This is a genomic window from Salinivibrio sp. VGrn1 (assembly GCF_009377995.1).
In the GTDB taxonomy this organism is placed as follows: Bacteria; Pseudomonadota; Gammaproteobacteria; order Enterobacterales; family Vibrionaceae; genus Salinivibrio; species Salinivibrio siamensis.
This window is the reverse complement of record NZ_SATA01000014.1, coordinates 1-18,621: the sequence shown is the minus strand read 5'-3', so window position 1 is coordinate 18,621 and position 18,621 is coordinate 1. Positions and strand designations below refer to the sequence as shown.

Below are 18,621 nucleotides of genomic sequence, written 5' to 3'. Positions count from 1 at the left end.
AACAAGGAAATAATCTGTGAATCCAATCGTAAAAACATTCCAATACGGCAATCATACAGTGACATTGGAAACAGGCGTGATGGCACGTCAGGCCAATGGTGCTGTCATGGTCAGCATGGACGATACCTCGGTATTCGTTTCTGTCGTCGGTAAAAAAGAAGCGGCTGAAGGCCAAAGCTTCTTCCCATTGACGGTCAACTACCAAGAGCGTACCTACGCCGCGGGTAAAATCCCAGGTGGTTTTTTCAAGCGCGAAGGCCGCCCTTCTGAGTCAGAAACACTGACCGCACGTCTGATTGACCGCCCTATCCGTCCGCTATTCCCGGACTCGTTCAAAAACGAAGTACAGGTCATCGCAACCGTCGTATCTGTTAACCCAGCGGTTAGCCCTGATATCGTTGCCATGCTAGGTACCTCGGCAGCACTGGCCATCTCAGGCATCCCATTCAACGGCCCTATCGGCTCTGCACGCGTCGGCTACATCAATGATGAACTCGTGCTTAACCCAAGCCCAGCAGAGCTAGACGAGAGTAAACTTGACCTCGTTGTGGCCGGGACTGAAGGTGCGGTGCTGATGGTAGAGTCTGAAGCTGACCGCCTAAGCGAAGAGCAAATGCTGCAAGCGGTGATGTTTGGTCATGAGCAACAGCAAACCGCGATCAACGCAATCAAAGAATTTGCCGCCGAAGTGGGAACGCCTACTTGGGATTGGCAAGCGCCGGAAGTTAACGCTGCGCTACAAACCCGTGTGGCTGAAATGGCACAAGGTCCACTGGCTCAAGCATACCAAATCACTGAAAAAATGGCCCGTTACGAGCAAATTGGTCAGGTGAAGCAGGAAGTGGTGGCTGCACTACTCGGCGAAGACGAGACCTTGGATGAGCGTGAAATCCTAGGCATGCTTGGCGACCTGGAAAAGAAAGTCGTGCGTAGCCGTATCATTGCGGGTGAACCCCGTATTGATGGCCGTGAAAAAGACATGGTTCGTGCCCTCGACGTGCGTACGGGCGTATTACCACGTACTCACGGCAGCGCCTTGTTTACCCGTGGTGAAACACAAGCATTGGTCACCGCCACACTCGGTACTCAGCGTGACGCGCAAACCATCGACTCGATCATGGGTGAACGCCAAGAAGGCTTCATGCTGCACTACAACTTCCCTCCTTACTGTGTCGGTGAAACCGGTTTTGTTGGCTCACCAAAGCGCCGCGAAATCGGCCATGGTCGCCTAGCGAAGCGCGGTATTGCAGCGGTTCTACCAAGCCAAGATGAATTCCCATACACACTGCGTGTGGTATCTGAGATCACAGAATCCAACGGCTCTTCCTCAATGGCTTCTGTCTGCGGCACCTCCTTGGCGCTGATGGATGCCGGTGTACCGGTGAAAAAATCAGTGGCCGGTATCGCCATGGGTCTGGTGAAAGAAGACAACGATTTCGTTGTGCTTTCTGACATCTTGGGTGATGAAGATCACTTAGGTGACATGGACTTTAAAGTGGCTGGGACGGATGACGGTGTCACTGCGTTGCAGATGGACATCAAAATCGAAGGGATCACTAAAGAGATCATGCAAATCGCATTGAACCAAGCTAAAGGCGCACGTTTACACATCCTGGATGTGATGGACCAAGCCATCGGCTCGGCACGCGACGATATCTCTGAGTTCGCGCCTCGTATCCACACCATGAGCATCAACCCAGATAAGATCCGCGATGTCATTGGTAAAGGTGGCGCCGTGATCCGTCAGCTTACCGAAGAAACTGGCACCACCATTGAAATCGACGACAACGGCACAGTGAAAATTGCGGCCACCGACGGTGAAGCCGCCAAAGATGCCATTTCACGCATCGAAGCACTCACTGCAGAAGTCGAAGTGGGCCGTATCTATACCGGTAAGGTTCAGCGTATCGTTGACTTCGGTGCCTTCGTCTCAGTGATTGGCGGCAAAGATGGTCTGGTTCACATTTCTCAAATCGCTGATCAACGCGTTGAGAAGGTGTCTGATTATCTCGAAATCGGCCAAGAAGTGGACGTGAAAGTGCTGGAAGTTGACCGTCAAGGTCGTATCCGCTTGAGCATGAAAGAAGCGGCGGCAGAAAAAGCCCCCGCTGCTGATGCTGCGCCAGCAGAAGAAGCACCAAGCACTGACGCTTAGAGTCATATCGTCATTCATGGTATAAAGGGGGCTGAGGCCCCCTTTTTTTTACACGGAGATGCGCCTTCATGACCTTTTTTATTCAGCCACGGGCGGTGTTTTACAAGCCTCTGGCGATACTGGCGCTGTTACTATTAACAGGCTGCACCAGCCAGTGGACATTTCCTCCTATGGCCGTCCCTTTACAGCCTACCCTGCAGCAGGAAGTGCACCTAGCACGGATTGATCAGCTGCTTGCGCGCAATGATTTGAGTGACGACGCACGCGCCCAATTGCATTATGAGCGTGGACTGATGCACGACAGCTTGGGGATGCGCGATTTGGCACGATTGGACTTTAACCAGTCTCTCTCACTAAAGCCGGATCAACCTGATGTGTTCAATATTCTTGGGGTCTATTTTACTCAAAACGGCCACTATGATGCTGCCTACGAGGCCTTTGACTCAACGTTAGAGCTGGATAATAGCCACAGCTATGCCGCGCGTAATCGTGGGATCGCCTTGTACTACGGCGGTCGCTATCGCCTGGCCCATCAAGACTTACTCCATCACTACCAAGAAGATCGCGACGATCCTTATCGCCTCATTTGGCTTTATTTGGTGGAACGCGATTGGAAGGGGGAAACCAAGGCACAACAAGCGCTGGCAACGCGAAAAGCGAATGCAGAAGCTTCGGGTTGGGGCTGGCAGCTTGTCGATATGTACCTCGGTAAGCTCAGTGAACGTGAGCTGCTGGAGCAACTTGCCTCGCAAGGTGAAGACAATGAACTGCTAGCAGAACGTTTATGTGAAGCTTACTTTTACCTTGCTAAACGCTATCAATTCCAGGGCGACAACGATCGCGCCGTGGCATTGTATAAGCTTGCCATGTCGGGCAACGTGTATGAGTTTGTCGAACACCGCTATGCGTTACTTGAGCTCAACCGACTCGCCTACCGTCGACCATAGCGCCTCACTCGATAGCGCCTCAAGCATAAAAATAGAGCAGGCTCACTGCTCTATTTTTATGCTTGAGTAATACCAACAGGTATCCGGTTAGCTTGTCTGCGCACTGGGCGCCAAGGCCTGTGGCGGTTGCTTGTTCGGCTTACTTTTCAGCAATAGCTTTTCAAACTCATGCTTAGGCATGGGCGAGTGAAAATAATACCCTTGAATCGTGTCACAGTGCAGGTTAGTGAGCACTGACGCCTGCTGGCGGGTTTCGACCCCCTCTGCCACCACGGTCATTTCCATGGCTCGGCCGAGATGAATAATGCTTTCCACCAGCGTCACCTGTTTACTCAAAGCATCCATATCGTGAATAAACGCGCGGTCAATTTTAAGCTCATCAAGCGGAAAACGGGCAAGGTAAGACAAGGATGAGTAGCCGGTGCCAAAGTCGTCAATCGAGAGGGCAAAGCCCAGTGATTTTATCGCATTGAGCATATTAAGCGCATGCTCATCGTTTTTCATCACCGCGCTTTCCGTTAACTCAAAAGTAATATTCTCTGGTTTCGCCCCCGTGGCTTTAATCAGCTTTTCCATGTGCTCAGTTAGCTTGGGGCTGCTAAATTGCTCTGGCGATAAGTTAATCGCTACCCGTCCCGGCAATATGCCTTGTTGACGCCAGCGACGCACGTTTTGGAAGACCTCGCGCATCACATGACGGCCGAGCGCTTCAATCAGTCCGCAGCGCTCTGCGACCGGAATAAAACGCCCAGGACTGATATAGCCCTCAACGGGGTGTTTCCAACGCACTAAGGCTTCAGCACCGTTGATACGATAATCACTGGCACTGACCTTAGGTTGATACCACACTTCCAGGCCGTTATTTTGTAAGGCCTTTTGTAGCTCGATTTCCAACCACAGCCGCATCCGTGCCTCTTTACTCATGCTGTCATGATAGGCGACCACACGGTTTCGACCTTGCTCTTTGGCCTCATACATCGCGGTATCCGCATTTTGCAGCAGCTGGCGGGCGTCTTTACCATCGTCGGGATAACGCACCATCCCCACTGAACACGCCAAGTACTTACTAAAATAATGCAATTCAAAAGGCTGACTAATGGCCCCGACCACTTTGTCAGCCAACTGATCAGGTGCATCTTTCGTTGCAGGCTTAGGAAGCAACACCGCAAACTCGTCACCGCCTAAGTGGCCAATGATAGTATCTGCCGAGAGCAAGGCGCGTAAGCGCTGAGCAATATCCTGAAGCACACGATCGCCGACATGGTGTCCGAGAGAATCATTGATATTTTTAAAATTATCGACATCAAGGTACAACATGGCCAATGGCGTTTGTGCCTTGATCAGCCTATCCAGCTCTCGACTGAACCCGTAGCGGTTATAAAGACCTGTTAATGCATCCGTATAAGCGGATTGTTGCTCACCGACTTTGCTGACATCCTCTTTTTCGGTGGGCTTTAAGCGCTTAACCGACGAGTCAGTGATTGTCGGCTGTAGGCGCAGCATATGCGCTTTTTTGCCCAAAAGATGGATCGGTGATTGGCACACGGTCAGCGGCGCGCTGTTTTTTGCACTCACCACCGACACACCTTGCCCATGGGGCGCACGCAATAGGCTGTCAATAGTGGTGGTCGTTGCCTCTGCCACCACAAGATAGTCTGATAAAGGTTCACCCATCAGCGCGTCGATACTACCGACGCCCAGTAGCCCAGCCGCCGCAGGGTTCGCTGATAAGATACAGCCATCTTCAACCACGCAGCAGCCGTCATCGATAAGTTGACTAAGATGGTGGTATTTTTCCTCCGCCTCTTCGAGCGCACTGGCTAATACTTGGCGTTCGGATGTATCTGCGGCATGAAAGATCACGCAGGGCTTACCACTTTCATCAGCGACATTTGGTAATGGTGCAACACTGAAGTGAAAGCTAGCACTATGGTAGTTGTCAGTAAGAAGCACCTCTCCCTCGGCGCATTCACCCCGTCTGGCTTTGTCATAATGCGGTTTGACCGACTGATAAAACGCCTCACCTAGGGTATCGATATCGGATAACCCTTTTAACGACGGCAAGGCCAGGCCAGACAGCTCGCTGTAGCGTTGGTTGGCGTAAAGATAGCAATCATTGCTGTCGAGAATGGCAAAAAGAAACGGACTGTTATCGGTTAAGCAGTAGAACCAATCATTTAACGACGATATTGGCATGAAAAGCTCACATCTGGGAATCACTCTCGACCATCTCATTGTCGAGACAAGCGTCTCATATATTAGACACTTTTAACTTTGTTGTCAGTAGCACTTTATGAGGCACGCGTCATGGGTTCAAGCTTTTCTCACTATATACCGCATATTTTACTGTAAAAATAGATAAAGGACTCAAAATCAGCAAACAGGGGAGACTGTGTCGCCATATTGCACAATTTGCTGACTATTTATGCATTTAGCTGCGTAAGCATCAAACACAAACGACAGTCTCCTCTTGCACGGGATCGGGAATCCGTTATTCTGGCTACACCATTTAATAACCACTACCTCTGTGATGATGATACGTACAGAAGCGCCCGCCGACCTGGTTCGACTAGACGGTTGGTGGCGAGAGACGCTAATGCGCCCCATGCAAGCCGATCAGCTCCAACAGCTGCGCGAAACGGGGCAGATCTCGCTTTCTCTCCTTGCAACTGATGATATGGGAGAGATATTAGGGCACATTGCCATCACCGACGCTCAAACCGCCAATAACACCCAAGAAATTACGTTATGGCATAGCCCAGATGCAAACTTGGTGATGCCACTGTTAGACGAGGCTGAGTCTACTTTGTTTGAACTGGGCTATAGCCTGTTAAAAATTGCGCCCAGTGACGTTGCCGAAAAGGCAGAATTTGCCCCCTTAAACCCGGATGATACTTGGTGGTATAAACAACTCGCCGCCGCGACTTCAACGTAAGAGTCACCAAACCATGTTAACGGATATCCAACGTTTACAAGCCATGGATCTCGATGTGTGGCAATTGCGACACCCAGAAATCTACGGCCGAGAGCAAGAGGTGACTCAATTGCCTGACCACTGCCAATTATTGTTGGTCTGCGATCACGTACTCACTGATCAAGACGCATGGCTATTTGGCAATATTCTCAAAAGTATCAAACTAAGCGCTGATCAAGCTCGTCAACTCCCCCATGCCGCCTTGGCTGCGTTGGGTGATCATCATCTTAGCTGGTGTTGGTATATTGACTCGCCCGAGATCATTGTCGATGGCGTCAAGAGCTTGTATTCACTTCCTTTAGCGCAGATGCACGATAACCCGATGGCTAAGCGCGATCTTTGGCGTCAGATTTGTCAGTATGAGTGATTACCAGATTACCCCACTCGATCATGACGATATTGAGAGGATCAGCGCTATCGAGCAGCGCGCCCACCTCTTTCCATGGTCTGCGTCACAATTGGCGGTTTCGCCTCGCCAGTTTGACTATCACTACGTGCTGCGCTTGGCCACTACGCCCTCAACCATCATCGGTTATTTTTATGCACGTTGTATCGCGGGTGAGGGAGAGCTGTTGAATATCGCCATCGATCCTGATTATCAGGGGCAAGGATGGGGATGGGTACTTTTAAACGGGATGATAACGACACTACGTCATGTTGGGGCGGACAGTATTTGGCTAGAAGTACGAGAGAGTAACATACCTGCCAAAGCACTTTATCAAAAGCATGGTTTCCAAGTAGTTCACCGCCGGCAACAATATTACCGCTGTGCCGACGGTCACCGTGAAGATGCTTGGATAATGGAAAAGCGACTGACTTAGTCGCGACACTCGTGCTCATTATCAAGGCGAAGGGGGGGAAGAATATATCCCTGGTACCCTTGGCAGCCCAACTGATGAAAATACTGATGCTGCTCTGACTGCTCGATTCCCGTGGCAATCACCTTTATTTCCCGAGACGCGGCAATATTCACCAACATACGAATAAACACATCGTCAACATCACTCGACGGCTGGCCAAAACCAATATCGAGCTTCACGTAGTCAGGCTCAACATTTTTTATGTATTCGACGTTATCCATATCGCGCCCAAAGTGGTCCACGCCGACCTCAAAGCCTTGATCACGAATGAGTTGAAACAACGCCTGGCAAGCTTCTAGGTCTTGATGCACTGTCCTTTCTGCCACCTCAAATGTCAATTTATTGGCCAAGTAGGTTTTCAACAAAAAGTTTTGCAGCCAATCATGGAAGGCTTGGCTTTTAACACTTTCTAACGTTAGGTTGACCGCTAACTTATCCGTAACAGGGTTGGCTTTTACGTATTCATCGACCCGAGCCAACACATGCTTATCAAACTCTTCACCCAGTGCGTACATCGAGATACGGTTCAACAATTGCCCCGCGGCCAGCCAACTCTCATCAACCCAAAGATGCGCATACACCTCTTGGTGCCAGTTATGTTGATTATCGCGATGGCGAACCGGCTGGGCATAAAGCGCGAGTGGATTTTTATTCAGCGCATCAAGTAATATCTGCCGCCATTGCTCTCGAGTACGACTGTCAGCTTGTTCGTCAGAGGGCCAGAAATAGACGTCACCTTGGCGCTTAGCTTGTTGTAAAGCATTATCCGCTTTGGCCATCAGGCTGGCCGTATCATCCGTACGGGTTTGCGCTAAACCAAGATGAAACCCTTGGTTAGCAGGCAAAGCAATATGCTCCAGCTCTTGGTTTATGGCGCGCAATAGTTGCCTCAAGTAGCGACGCACTATGCGCTCTTCATCAATCGTCAGCAGTATCGCGATCTCGTTATGACTTAGACGCGCCACTAATTGATGGCTTTGTGCCAGCTCCCCTTGTGTTAACGCTTCTCCCAGCAAGCGCCAACACTGATCACGATATTGGTAACCATAACGTGCGCGCAGTCGCGATAACCAAGAGACTTCGATGAGCACAAGCGTACAACCCACGCCGTCTTTTATGTAACTTTGTAACTGATGCTGGAAGTAGCCTCGGTTAGGTAATCTTGAGACAGGATCAACCATCAATTTATCGCGCAAGCGTGCCAATTCTTCTTGCTGCGATTGCTGAAGTTTGACAACTTGCTGACCGGCAAGGTTAAACGCACTTTGTAAGGCCACCAAATCATTGACACGCGTCCTAGCCCGCGCGGGATGAAAATCACCATGACCTAATGCTTTCAACCGTTTTCGTAGCTCACCCAGCGGTGCAGTCACGCTAAGGAACATGACCGACGCCCCTAAGCTTATCAGTACACTCACTGCCATTAACCCTAGGACCAGCTGTAAAAGCCGACTCCACAGGGTCTCAATGTTTCGCTGTGGCCCTATCGCTATGGTCAATTGCGCTAACTGAGTCCAACCATTAGTCACTGAGACTGAGCGGGTACGGGTTGTGAGCCCCGTCAGTTGGGTAAACCATCCCGGTGCGTCCAGGCTCGGTGAGTCAGACTCCCACACTTGACGGTCTCCCGAGAGCATAGGTTTGACAATAATCTTCTCCACCTGAGGCATCGTGATAAAGTGAGAAACCAGTTTATTGAGCCTTTGCGTATCGCCCTGCTCTAGCACCACAGGTAACGCCTCTGCGAGTGACTGGCTTAATAAACCTGAGTGTTGTTGCTGCTCTCGCTCTATCTGTTCGACACCAAAATGAAAGACCACTGCCGTGGTCACCAAAAGGATGACCACGGCAGTGGTGATGACAAACGAGAGCACACGTTGATGGAGCGTCATTCCACGCCTCTTTTCATGTTTAGGTTATCTCGCTGAACTATTGCTCTTCTGACGAATATATAGTCCATCGTTTCTCTGTTACCCCATGTTCGCCTGACACAGACGCTATCACACGGCGATTTTGTTCATTCGCTCGGTCACTCTCGTCATCAATCAGCGGTTGCGTTTCCCCAAATCCCTGCGCATCTACGCGGTTTTTATCAATATAGAACTGTGTCACTAACACATTGGCAATGGCTTCCGCTCGGCGTTGAGACAGCTGCATATTGTAAGACGCATTGCCCACCTTGCTCGCATGACCCTCTATCGTCACGGTTGCTTGGGGATAGCGACGCATAAAGTCAGCAAGACGGCGAATATCTGCATACTGATCTTCGCGAACTTGAGCAGACGCAGTCGCAAACTGAACGTTGAGTTCAAACGACTCTTGCTCGATTCGCTGACTTGGGCAACCCTCATTGTTCACCTTGGCTTGTTCAACACTGTCACCACATTGATCGCGAGCGGCAATCACGCCGTCTTTATCGCTATCCGTTAGATCACGAGTTTGCGTCACAGTGTCTTCCATAGGTTCAACAGTTTGCGGGGCACAGCCACCAAGCAATAGTCCAGTGATTAAAACGATGCTTAGCTGTTTCATTGTTCACGCTCCTGGCCCGTCAAAGACTCTGTATCCCAACTTGCAGGCACATCGACCCGTAAGGAGGCTAAAAGCTGTCCTGTTGCGTTCAAAATACGATACTGCGCATAACGTTCGTCCGCTTCTTTGCTCAGATACTCTCGGCGTGTTTCAAACAGCTCATTTTGCGAATCCAGCACATCCAACAAAGTACGGGCGTTCAAGCGAAATTCTTCGCGATAGGCATCACGCGTATCGGTCGCCGCCTCGACATGTTGACGCATAAAATCGCGTTGCTGTTCAAGATAGGTACGAGCATTCCAAGCCAACTTTGCGCCCTCAATAACATCACGATGCGCCATTTCATTGATTTCACGCGCCTCAATGGTTTGATAGGCCGTTTGTCGTTCACGCGCTCGGTCAGCGCCACCGTTGAACAAGTTGTAACGCATACGCACCATTGCCTGGATATTGTTATTCTCTCCGCCAACATCTGGCGGGCCGGCACCGTCTTCTCCCCCCACATTATCGTTCCAGTTAGCGTCTACTTCTAAATTGAACTCAGGCAAGTAAGCCGCACGCGAGCCGTCACGAGCCGCATTCGCCGCCGCAATATCCGCTTGTGCCGAGCGTAGCCTTGGATGTGTCTCGAGTGCGCGCGCCAGCAACGCATCTAATGACGAAGGCAACATGGATTCATCAGGCCTCGGCAGGTGAAGATCTTCAGGGGCTACACCCACCATTTTAGTGAACGCACTGCGCGCGTCCGCTAAATTATTACGTGCAGACATTAAATTAGCGTTAGCTCGCGCTAAACGCCCTGTTACCTGCGATAAATCACTGGCTTTAGCAAATCCACCTTCGTTGCTCTCTTTAATGGCATCGTAAATCTCTTGGTGATTCTCCAAGTTTTTCTCCGCCAACGTCACCACTTCATCAGCCACAAGTACATCTAAATACACTCGTGCCACTTCCAACGCCTTGTCTTCAGCAGTCGCTATCAGTGCCCACTGTTCAGCAGTAGCTTCATTCTCGGTGCGAGAGACCTCGTTTTGTGTGCGAAAGCCATCAAAAAGTACCTGACGCAACGACACGCCCAGCTCACGGCGCGTCAAATCAACCTCATCGTCGGTGGTCGTGTCACGACGTGTCGCGGGGGTATCGGTGCGCTCCCAGCCCACGCCTGCCGTTGCATCCAGTGTGGGATAATAGCCGGCTTCGGCTTGCTCGATAGCCTGTTCTCTGGCTTTATACCTTGCAAACGCTTGACGGATCTGCGGATGAGATTCCAAAGAGCGCGCTACCGCTTGCTCTAAGGTTTGCGACATGGCTGCCGGCGAGCTTAAGCTCATTGCCAGGATAAGCGTCGCAACACGCTTTTTTTTGACCACATGCGAGAAATTCAGCACGTTATTGCTCCTATTAGTCTATTTCTCAGCGCTCACGCAATGCGTTTTCTTTTGCCCGTAAGATAGGATTAAGTAAGTATTCCAGCACAGTCCGCTTGCCGGTAATGATATCCACCGACGTCAGCATGCCGGGTATAATCGGCATAGGCGTGCCATCTTCCCTGGTTAAGTGTGATGATTCCGTTCTAATCCGTACTAAATAAAAGCTATTGCCTTCTTCATCCTGCGTCGTATCCGCACTGATGTGCTCGACGGTACCGTCCAGGCCGCCGTAACGAGTAAAGTCATAGGCGGTTACTTTCACCACCGCTGGTAAGCCAGGATGAAGAAAGGCGATATCTTTTGGCAAAATTTTCACTTCGACGAGCAGCTGATCTTCTGTTGGCACAATTTCAATCACATCTTCGCCCGGCTCAACGACCCCACCGAGGGTATTGATATGTATTGTTTTCACCGTACCATCAACCGGAGAGGTGATAACCGCTTTATTCACCTTGTCTTGAGCACCCACTTTCGCTTCTGTTAATCGTGATAAACGTGCCTCTGTTTCACTCAGTTTAGCCCGTGTTTCACTGATAAATTGCAAAGCCGCTTCTCGGCGTTTTAATATCGCTTCATCCAATGAGGCTTTTATCTTTGGCCGCGAAAGCTTTAAGTTGGTTAGCTCACCGTCCATATCATTGATCTGTCTTTCTAGTTTGAGAAGTTCCACTTCTGAGACAATCTTCTTTTCCACTAAAGGACGTGTGATATTGATCTCACGCTGCATAATTGACATCGAGTTGGTCAAGGTCTTTATTTTAGAGGCGACCTCTTCCAGCTCTTGTTTTTTTTGTACAATTTGACGAGCTTGGATTTCTAATTGGTTACTAAGACTCTCAAGCCGGCTACGGTATTCCGATTTTTGCCGTGCAACCAAATTGGGCTTTCTGCTTGTCAATGTGTCCGGAAACGTCATCGGACGAATGCTAATATCGATTTGCTGTTGCCAAGGTTTGCTCGCAGGTTGCAGTGTGACACTCTCAAGCTCATGATACATGCGGGTGACTGACGCGCGTAGGCTATCCACCTCTTGCTCTTGCTGGGCAAGATCAGAGCGAAAGCGCGTATCATCAATACGCGCCAAGGGCATCCCTTTTTCAACCAGTTGACCTTCATCCACATACATGGCTTGTAAGATGCCACCATCTAAGCTCTGAATAAGCTGAACATGAGACGGCGGAATCACCTTGCCATTGCCGCGCGTCACACGATCAAGCTCAGCAAAAGCGGCCCAAACAATAAAACTGACGATAAGGAGCAAAGCCACCCAAACGACGGCTCTGTACTTGAGCGGCGTGTCTGTCATCATGGCGCCATAAACGTCATCAACCATGTCGAGATCTGTGGGTTGACTCGTTTTTTTAACCATTTTGCCCATTACACACTTCCTTTATTGAGCTTGCTCAATACCTTATCGCGCGGGCCATCCATTACAATTCGACCTTTATCCATCACAATCACACGCTGCGCCATGTTAAGGAGGGCCATATTGTGTGTCACCATGACCAAGGTGCGCGACTTCGCCGCGACTTCCATCGCTTTAATAAACTGGTTTTCGGCATGTGCATCTAGGCTGGCCGTCGGCTCATCCATGACGAGCATGGGGGGCTCGTTAAGTAATGCTCGCGCCAAGGAAACCGCTTGCCGTTGGCCGCGAGACAGTCTTTCACCGCGCTCCCCAACTTGTTTGTCTAAACCTTCATGATCTTGCGCAGTAAACAAACTCACGCCTGACAGCTGAACCGCACGCATCAGTTGGTGTTCGGTCACTTGGCGTGTTCCAAACATGATGTTTTCGCGAATAGTGCCGTGGAACAGCGTCACATCTTGGGCCAAATAGCCCACGTTGCGACGCAGGTCTGATGGATGTATCTGGCGACTATCCACACCATCAAACCGTAAGCTACCTTGGTTAGGTTGAAAAAGCCCCGCTAACAGCTTCAGTAAGGTCGTTTTTCCTGAGCCATTCTTCCCCAAGATGGCAATCACCTCTCCCGGTTGAATCCGAAAGTTAAGCGGATATAGGGCAGGCTTTTCTGTCTCTGGATAGTTAAAAGCCAGATTATCCGCACTGAGCTCGCCTTTTAAGCGCTTGCGACTGACCAAGTGTCCTTTGTCAGCAAATTCGTCCTCTTGCTCCATCATCGCATTTAGCTGCCGCAGTGACGTACTGGTTTGATTCCAACGATTGAGCAAGCTGGCCATTTGCGCCATCGGTGACACCGCCCGGCTGGAAAGCATCACTGCAGCGATGATCCCGCCCATGGAGATATCCCCGTCCGCCACCCGGTATACCCCCAGGATCACCACAGCGATTGCCATCATTTGGGTGATAAAGGTAGCAATGTAAGAGACATTATTGGTGATTTGTTTAACTTTAAAGTTCCAATTAGCTGTATGCGCGGTCATTTGTTGCCAACTACGCTGCACAATCCCTTCCGCACCACTGGCTTTAACGCCCTCTAGTGCCGAGAGGCTTTCGATCAAATGGCCATGGCGTTCGGACGCGTACTTGTTACTCTCTTCAATGGCCGCACGTAGTTTAGGCTGCACCGAGACGGTATACCCTAAGATCAATAGACCCGCCACGACAGGGACGATCGCAAGATCCCCGGCCACCAAATAGATAATGGCAACAAAAAAGACGGCAAACGGGAGGTCCACCAAGGTCGTGATGGTCGCTGACGTCAGCATATCGCGCACTGAGTCGAATTCACCCAATTGCTTTGCGGTTGCACCGACACTGCTTCCTCGATTGACAAGCGGTGTGCCCATCAGCCGCGCGAACAGGCGAGAGGAGACGATAATATCGACTTTCTTACCCGCCATATCAATCATATACGAACGAAGCTTGCGCATTAAAAAGTCAAAACAATATGCAAGCGTCGCGCCACTGGCTAACACCCACAAGGACTCAAACGCCAAATTGGGGACGATTTTGTCGTAGACGTTCATCACGAACAACGGCGAGACCAGCGCGAATAGGTTCACTAGCACAGAGGCTAATAACGCATCGCGATAGATAGGTGCTGCGTCTTTGACCGTTTGCCAAAACCAGTGGATTTTATTGTCATGAAGGTGCAAGTCGACCGATTGATCGCCGCGATATTGCCGCTTAATCAAAAAGCAGTAACCCACATACATCGACTCGAGCGCCTCGAGCCGCATGGTTTGTTCGCCACCATTTTCTGGTAACTGAATCAACGCGGTACCCGCTTCATTATCGATCTCTCGTAATACACAAGCTTTTTGATCGGCGAGCAAGAGCACACAGGGTAAGAGCAGTGGCCCTAAATTATCCAAATTACGGCGTGACAAACGCGCAGCAAGGCCCGCACGACCCGCCGCTTGCGGAAACATATCCGGAGTGAGTAACGCATTGGTCATCGGCAAGCCCGCGACTAACGCATCGCCCGAGCAGGGTGTGCCATAGTGTTCGGTAAGCAATACCAAGCAATCCAGCAAGGGATCGTCGGTAGGCTGCTCACCCGCGGCTATCTTCCATTGCACGGATTGATTATTACTTGATTGGTCAGTCACTTACGTCTCTCTTTTGACCGAAAAATAACAGGCAGCGACATGATAGCCGCTGCCTGATGGCAATTACCAGTCCGCCGTATCCACTTTGATTTCGAGGTCTTGGCTGTCTCCTACTGAAAGTTCAGCATGATCATCACCTTGCGTCAATCGTAGCTCTCCTTCTTGACCACCAATCAAGGTGTTGATCACGACTTCTTGTTGACCACCGTTGGTGACGACGCTCAGGCTTTCAATATCAATATGTTGATCCATTTGGCTATCGCCGTCGGCATCAATACCGATAGTTAACGTGCCCTCAGCCTCACCACTGTCTGTGGTTTGCCATGAAATAGATACCTGGCCATCTTTAATGAGCTGGGTTAAATCATCGACAAACGCGAGGGTATCTTGTGAATCACCTTGGTTGTCAAAATCAATGATCACATCGGTTTCTGACTCATCTCCGTCGGCAGAAGATGGCATATCCTCGAGAGACCACTGGAATTTATCGCTACCGGTACCACCGATTAATGTGTCTTCACCTCGCCCACCAATGAGGGTGTCATCACCGCCTTGGCCGTAGAGGATATCATTACCCTCTCCGCCTTCGAGAGTATCGTCGCCACCTCGGGTATCCCCATCGACATTAAATAACGCGTGGTTATCTTTAATGTACTGATACAGCTCGATGTCAGAAGGCTCATGCCCCTGCGACGCTTCAAGGAAGACTTTCAGCCCCTCAAGTCCCGCGCCATCGGGTAGGTCAGCAGGTCTTTCTGGATTTCCGTCAATCCCCCACGGTAAGTTGTCGGTATTCACCGAATCACCAAAGAGCACATCATCGCCTTCATTTCCAGTGACTTGGTCACTCCCCATACCGGCAATATGACGAATAGTTTCTCCGCCTTGCAACGCAATATCTAATTCGTCGCCAGAGTGGACGATATCAACGCCTGAGAATACAACATTGCTAATCGTCGCATGGGACTCGAACGGCCCATCTGCGTCGATATACTCAACCCGTAGTTTGTAGTCACCTGGCTCTACATCGATCCTAACCGTCTCTTGGGTGCTATCAACTACCCCAGACTGTTCCCATTCTCCTGTGTCACGATTGAGGATATGCCATCTGAGTGACCCTTTCGCTCCACCCAAAGGCCATTGTTCAATATCAACATCAAACGTAATCGTGCTGTTTTGCGTTGCCGAAAAGTCGTTGCTGTCCCAGTAAGGATTGCCTTTATCGCGCAAAGAATAATCATCATCGACCAGCTTTAAACGATCGCCCGATATTTTAACTTCGTCTCGGTTATCACCTGACCAGGTTCCATTTAAACCATCGCTAAAGTCAAATATCACTTTTTCCGGCTCAGCCAAGGTATTATCAAACTGCTCTAGAGTTGTCGCCGAAATCCCATCGCCAATACCTATGGCGTTCACACTAGCCAAGTTGGCGAGTGTCTTAAATGCCGCTGCGTTGTTTGACGGATCGCTATTGGGTTCACCATCAGTCAGGAAGAAGGCGAGGTTTTCAGTGTTAGCCTGGCTGACACTTTCAAACCATCCAGACGCTTCTTTAAAGCCCTCATCATAATGGGTGTTACCCTTTGCCCACATTTGCGCAATTTGCGCCTTTAATTCATCAACACTGTCGGATTCTAAATTAAAACTGTTACCCGTTGCCTCACCGTTAAACGCAACAAGGTTCACATTGACCGGGCCATCATGGTTCGCTAGTAAATCCACTAATTTCGTCAGTGACTCTTTTACTACATCGAGGCGGCTTGGATCGCTGTAACCATTACCGGTGATCGATTCATCCATACTCCCTGAGCGGTCGATAATCAAGGCAATGTTATAAGCTTGACCTGGCACCGTTTCAATGGTGAAGCCACCGGTATCTCCCATCACGACATCATCGCCAGAGCCACCACTCACTTGGTTATCAGCATTCGGAGAGGATGCCGGCAAGCTCGTCATACCCGGCTGGGTAGTGGCATACTCAGGCAAATCGACAGGATCGCCGTTTTCATCGACTTCTGTCGCACCAACAGTCACTGATAAATCAGGCGCACTTCCTTCAGGCAACTCAAGCGTGACAGAGAAACCAGCATCTGAGCCAGAATTTGGCTGCAGTGCATCAATCGGCACTTGCCAATCACCCGAATCAAGCTGCTCGCCACCTGGTACGCTCCCCCCTTCAGGGATGCCCGATATAACCACTGATGTAACTTGTTCAGAACCGTCGTTGTCGTTCAACGTCACATCAACATCCAGTTGGACAATATCTGCAACTTTGGTCAACTCGCCGTTATCTACTTGATATTTACCATCGGCAAAGTAGATGGTTTCCACGGAATAAAAGTTATGACTCGAGCCTAAATTATCCTGGTATTTCAAGCTCAAGACAGCATTATTTTGCGGCAGTAGCAGTTGATAATCGTCATATCTACCTTGTAGATAGGCGACATCATTTCCATCTCCACCATAATATGCTGTTGTCGCATTAGGGTTGCGCGACACAAAGACGTTATCACCGCTAGATGAAGGGATCCCTGCGTATCCATATAAGACATAAGCGCCATTTGCCGTTCCTGCGACAATCAGGTCGTTACCTTCGCCACCGGTAAGTGTTACAGAGCCACCTCCGATGCCAGTGTCAATAACGATTTGGGCGTATTTTTCAGATGCTCCACCGTCATGCTCCTTAGCATAATCAATTAATCCATCCGCTGGATGAGAACCGCCGGCAAATTCAGACAAGGAAGCAGACACCGACAAACCGTTCGAGATCGGCAGTACAGAAATTGGAATATCTTCCGTCACACTCGCCGTGTCACTATTTCCAGTCTCTGTGCTGGTTGCCGTGACTTTAAGGTTAACCTCGCCCTCAAATTGCTCAGGCACCGAAATAGAAAGGTTAGACAAGTCCCATCCCTCAAGAGAGATAGAGCCACTGTCGACAACCATCTCTTGATTGCCGTCGGACAATGTTGATCCCGCAGGAATACTATCTAACGTGAGAGTCAGCTCCTCAGAGCCATCTTGATCCACAAGGCTGGCACTGATGACAGGTAACTTAATAGGCTCACCCGCCTGCCCTTCTCCTGGAGCATTGAGGGTGTAATAACCCCCGTCTCCATCACCTTGATACCCCTTAACACCTAAGCCACCATCTTCCAACGCATCGGCATTTGGCGCGAGATTAAAGTTGCTCGCGTTTAGGTCAATAGCCGCGCCATTGCCTACGGCGACCTCAATGTCAAAGCCACCAGGGCCATTCTGGTTGTGGGTATAAACGTCTAACGAATAGTAGCCACTTTCTGATGGCGTAAATTCGCCGCTGAATTCCCCCCATCCTTTTGCACCACCTGGAGAGGTACCTTGACTACCCCAGCGACCCTCGGCAACCACTTCTCCACCAATGACGATGGCAGCACTATCATCCGCATAGCCGCCAAAGCTATAGCTTTTGCCTGCCTCTAGATAGATTAATCCTGAAGTCAGCATCGCCTCACCACCGCCTAAGCCAGATTCGGTATCAACGGCGACATCTTCGGTTGTCGATGTAGTGTCTGCTTCCCCAGCACTGTTCATCGCATTCAATAGCGTTTCAGCATCGACACCGTTCCCGTTCCCATTTGGCGTGCCAACGTCAACTGAATTCCAGGTTGAGACATTAAGATTCGTGGACACAAAGTCCAGCTCAAGTGTACTCAGTGAGAGCTCAGGGTCATCAGCCACCGGCGTCACACTGATATCGAGCGTTGCCTCCGTGGTATCGCCGTATTCATCTTGAACGACGTAGGTGATAGCCGGTACGTCACCACTCCAATGCTCTGCTGGTGTAAAGGTATAATCTCCATTCTCGCCAATGGTAATTTTACCGACATCAGCAATCGTGATGACTGGCTCACCAGCGGCGTGGGTTTCGCTTTGACCAGCAATGGTGAAGGAAGTGACGGTGAGCGAATCCCCATCGCTATCTGTTGCATTACCGTCGTTTAGCACATTACCCGTTAATTCGACATCTTCATCTGTCGACACAGGTATGTCGTCTGAATTAGGTGCTGAGTTAACCGTGTGCGTGGAGGTCGCGGTGCTGTCTACCGTATTGCCCGCGTCATCCGACGAGCTCACGACCACCTCGAACTCGGTGTCCGCCGCCAGGTCGCTGCCGGCCACGTCCACGCTCCACTCGCCG

12 protein-coding genes are annotated in these 18,621 nt (G+C 50.2%); 5 read left to right on the top strand and 7 right to left on the bottom strand.

Features of this window, described 5'->3' with window-relative positions; genetic code table 11:
* Positions 1 to 16 precede the first annotated feature (16 nt).
* Both pnp and nlpI read left to right on the top strand, forming a co-directional pair.
* Complete coding sequence (pnp, locus tag EHW56_RS14675) at positions 17 to 2,155, top strand: polyribonucleotide nucleotidyltransferase (RefSeq protein WP_077578323.1); 2,139 nt, start codon at positions 17 to 19, stop codon at positions 2,153 to 2,155.
* Positions 2,156 to 2,223: 68 nt separating this feature from the next.
* Positions 2,224 to 3,102, top strand: coding sequence for a lipoprotein NlpI (nlpI, locus tag EHW56_RS14670; RefSeq protein ID WP_046075133.1), 879 nt, complete (start codon positions 2,224 to 2,226; stop codon positions 3,100 to 3,102).
* A gap of 87 nt (positions 3,103 to 3,189) precedes the next feature.
* Here the strand turns inward: nlpI and EHW56_RS14665 are convergent, their stop codons facing one another.
* Positions 3,190 to 5,298, bottom strand: coding sequence for a bifunctional diguanylate cyclase/phosphodiesterase (locus EHW56_RS14665; protein WP_152800064.1), 2,109 nt, complete (start codon positions 5,296 to 5,298; stop codon positions 3,190 to 3,192).
* 334 nt (positions 5,299 to 5,632) lie between these two features.
* Here EHW56_RS14665 and EHW56_RS14660 point away from each other — a divergent pair, with 334 nt between their 5' ends.
* The 3 genes from EHW56_RS14660 to rimI are packed head-to-tail and all read left to right on the top strand — an operon-like array spanning position 5,633 to position 6,897.
* Positions 5,633 to 6,037, top strand: coding sequence for a GNAT family N-acetyltransferase (locus EHW56_RS14660; protein WP_152796338.1), 405 nt, complete (start codon positions 5,633 to 5,635; stop codon positions 6,035 to 6,037).
* A gap of 13 nt (positions 6,038 to 6,050) precedes the next feature.
* Positions 6,051 to 6,443 (top strand): DNA polymerase III subunit psi, encoded by a 393-nt coding sequence (locus EHW56_RS14655; RefSeq protein WP_172970063.1) that lies wholly within the window; start codon positions 6,051 to 6,053, stop codon positions 6,441 to 6,443.
* Positions 6,436 to 6,897: a ribosomal protein S18-alanine N-acetyltransferase gene (gene rimI / locus EHW56_RS14650; RefSeq protein ID WP_152796340.1), complete on the top strand. Its 462-nt coding sequence runs from the start codon at positions 6,436 to 6,438 to the stop codon at positions 6,895 to 6,897. The genes EHW56_RS14655 and rimI overlap by 8 nt, the downstream gene beginning before the upstream one ends.
* On the opposite strand, the gene EHW56_RS14645 is transcribed toward rimI, so the two are convergent.
* From EHW56_RS14645 to EHW56_RS14620, 6 genes are all read right to left on the bottom strand, one after another.
* Positions 6,894 to 8,828, bottom strand: a complete 1,935-nt coding sequence (locus tag EHW56_RS14645) for an EAL domain-containing protein (RefSeq protein ID WP_152796342.1) — start codon at positions 8,826 to 8,828, stop codon at positions 6,894 to 6,896. The two genes, rimI and EHW56_RS14645, sit on opposite strands and share 4 nt — an antisense overlap.
* 37 nt (positions 8,829 to 8,865) lie before the next feature.
* Positions 8,866 to 9,468 carry an OmpA family protein gene (locus tag EHW56_RS14640; protein WP_046075127.1) on the bottom strand — a complete coding sequence of 201 codons (603 nt, stop codon included), beginning with the start codon at positions 9,466 to 9,468 and terminating at the stop codon, positions 8,866 to 8,868.
* On the bottom strand, positions 9,465 to 10,856 hold the full coding sequence (locus EHW56_RS14635) for a TolC family outer membrane protein (protein ID WP_370517166.1): 1,392 nt from the start codon (positions 10,854 to 10,856) through the stop codon (positions 9,465 to 9,467). The genes EHW56_RS14640 and EHW56_RS14635 overlap by 4 nt, the downstream gene beginning before the upstream one ends.
* A gap of 25 nt (positions 10,857 to 10,881) precedes the next feature.
* Positions 10,882 to 12,276 (bottom strand): HlyD family type I secretion periplasmic adaptor subunit, encoded by a 1,395-nt coding sequence (locus EHW56_RS14630; RefSeq protein WP_227486567.1) that lies wholly within the window; start codon positions 12,274 to 12,276, stop codon positions 10,882 to 10,884.
* A complete protein-coding gene (locus EHW56_RS14625) occupies positions 12,276 to 14,438 on the bottom strand; it encodes a type I secretion system permease/ATPase (RefSeq protein ID WP_077639208.1) in 2,163 nt (720 codons plus the stop codon). Before EHW56_RS14625 ends, EHW56_RS14630 begins: the two co-directional genes overlap by 1 nt.
* A gap of 63 nt (positions 14,439 to 14,501) precedes the next feature.
* Positions 14,502 to 18,602 (bottom strand): VWA domain-containing protein, encoded by a 4,101-nt coding sequence (locus tag EHW56_RS14620; RefSeq protein WP_152800434.1) that lies wholly within the window; start codon positions 18,600 to 18,602, stop codon positions 14,502 to 14,504.
* Between the last annotated feature and the right edge of the window lie 19 nt (positions 18,603 to 18,621).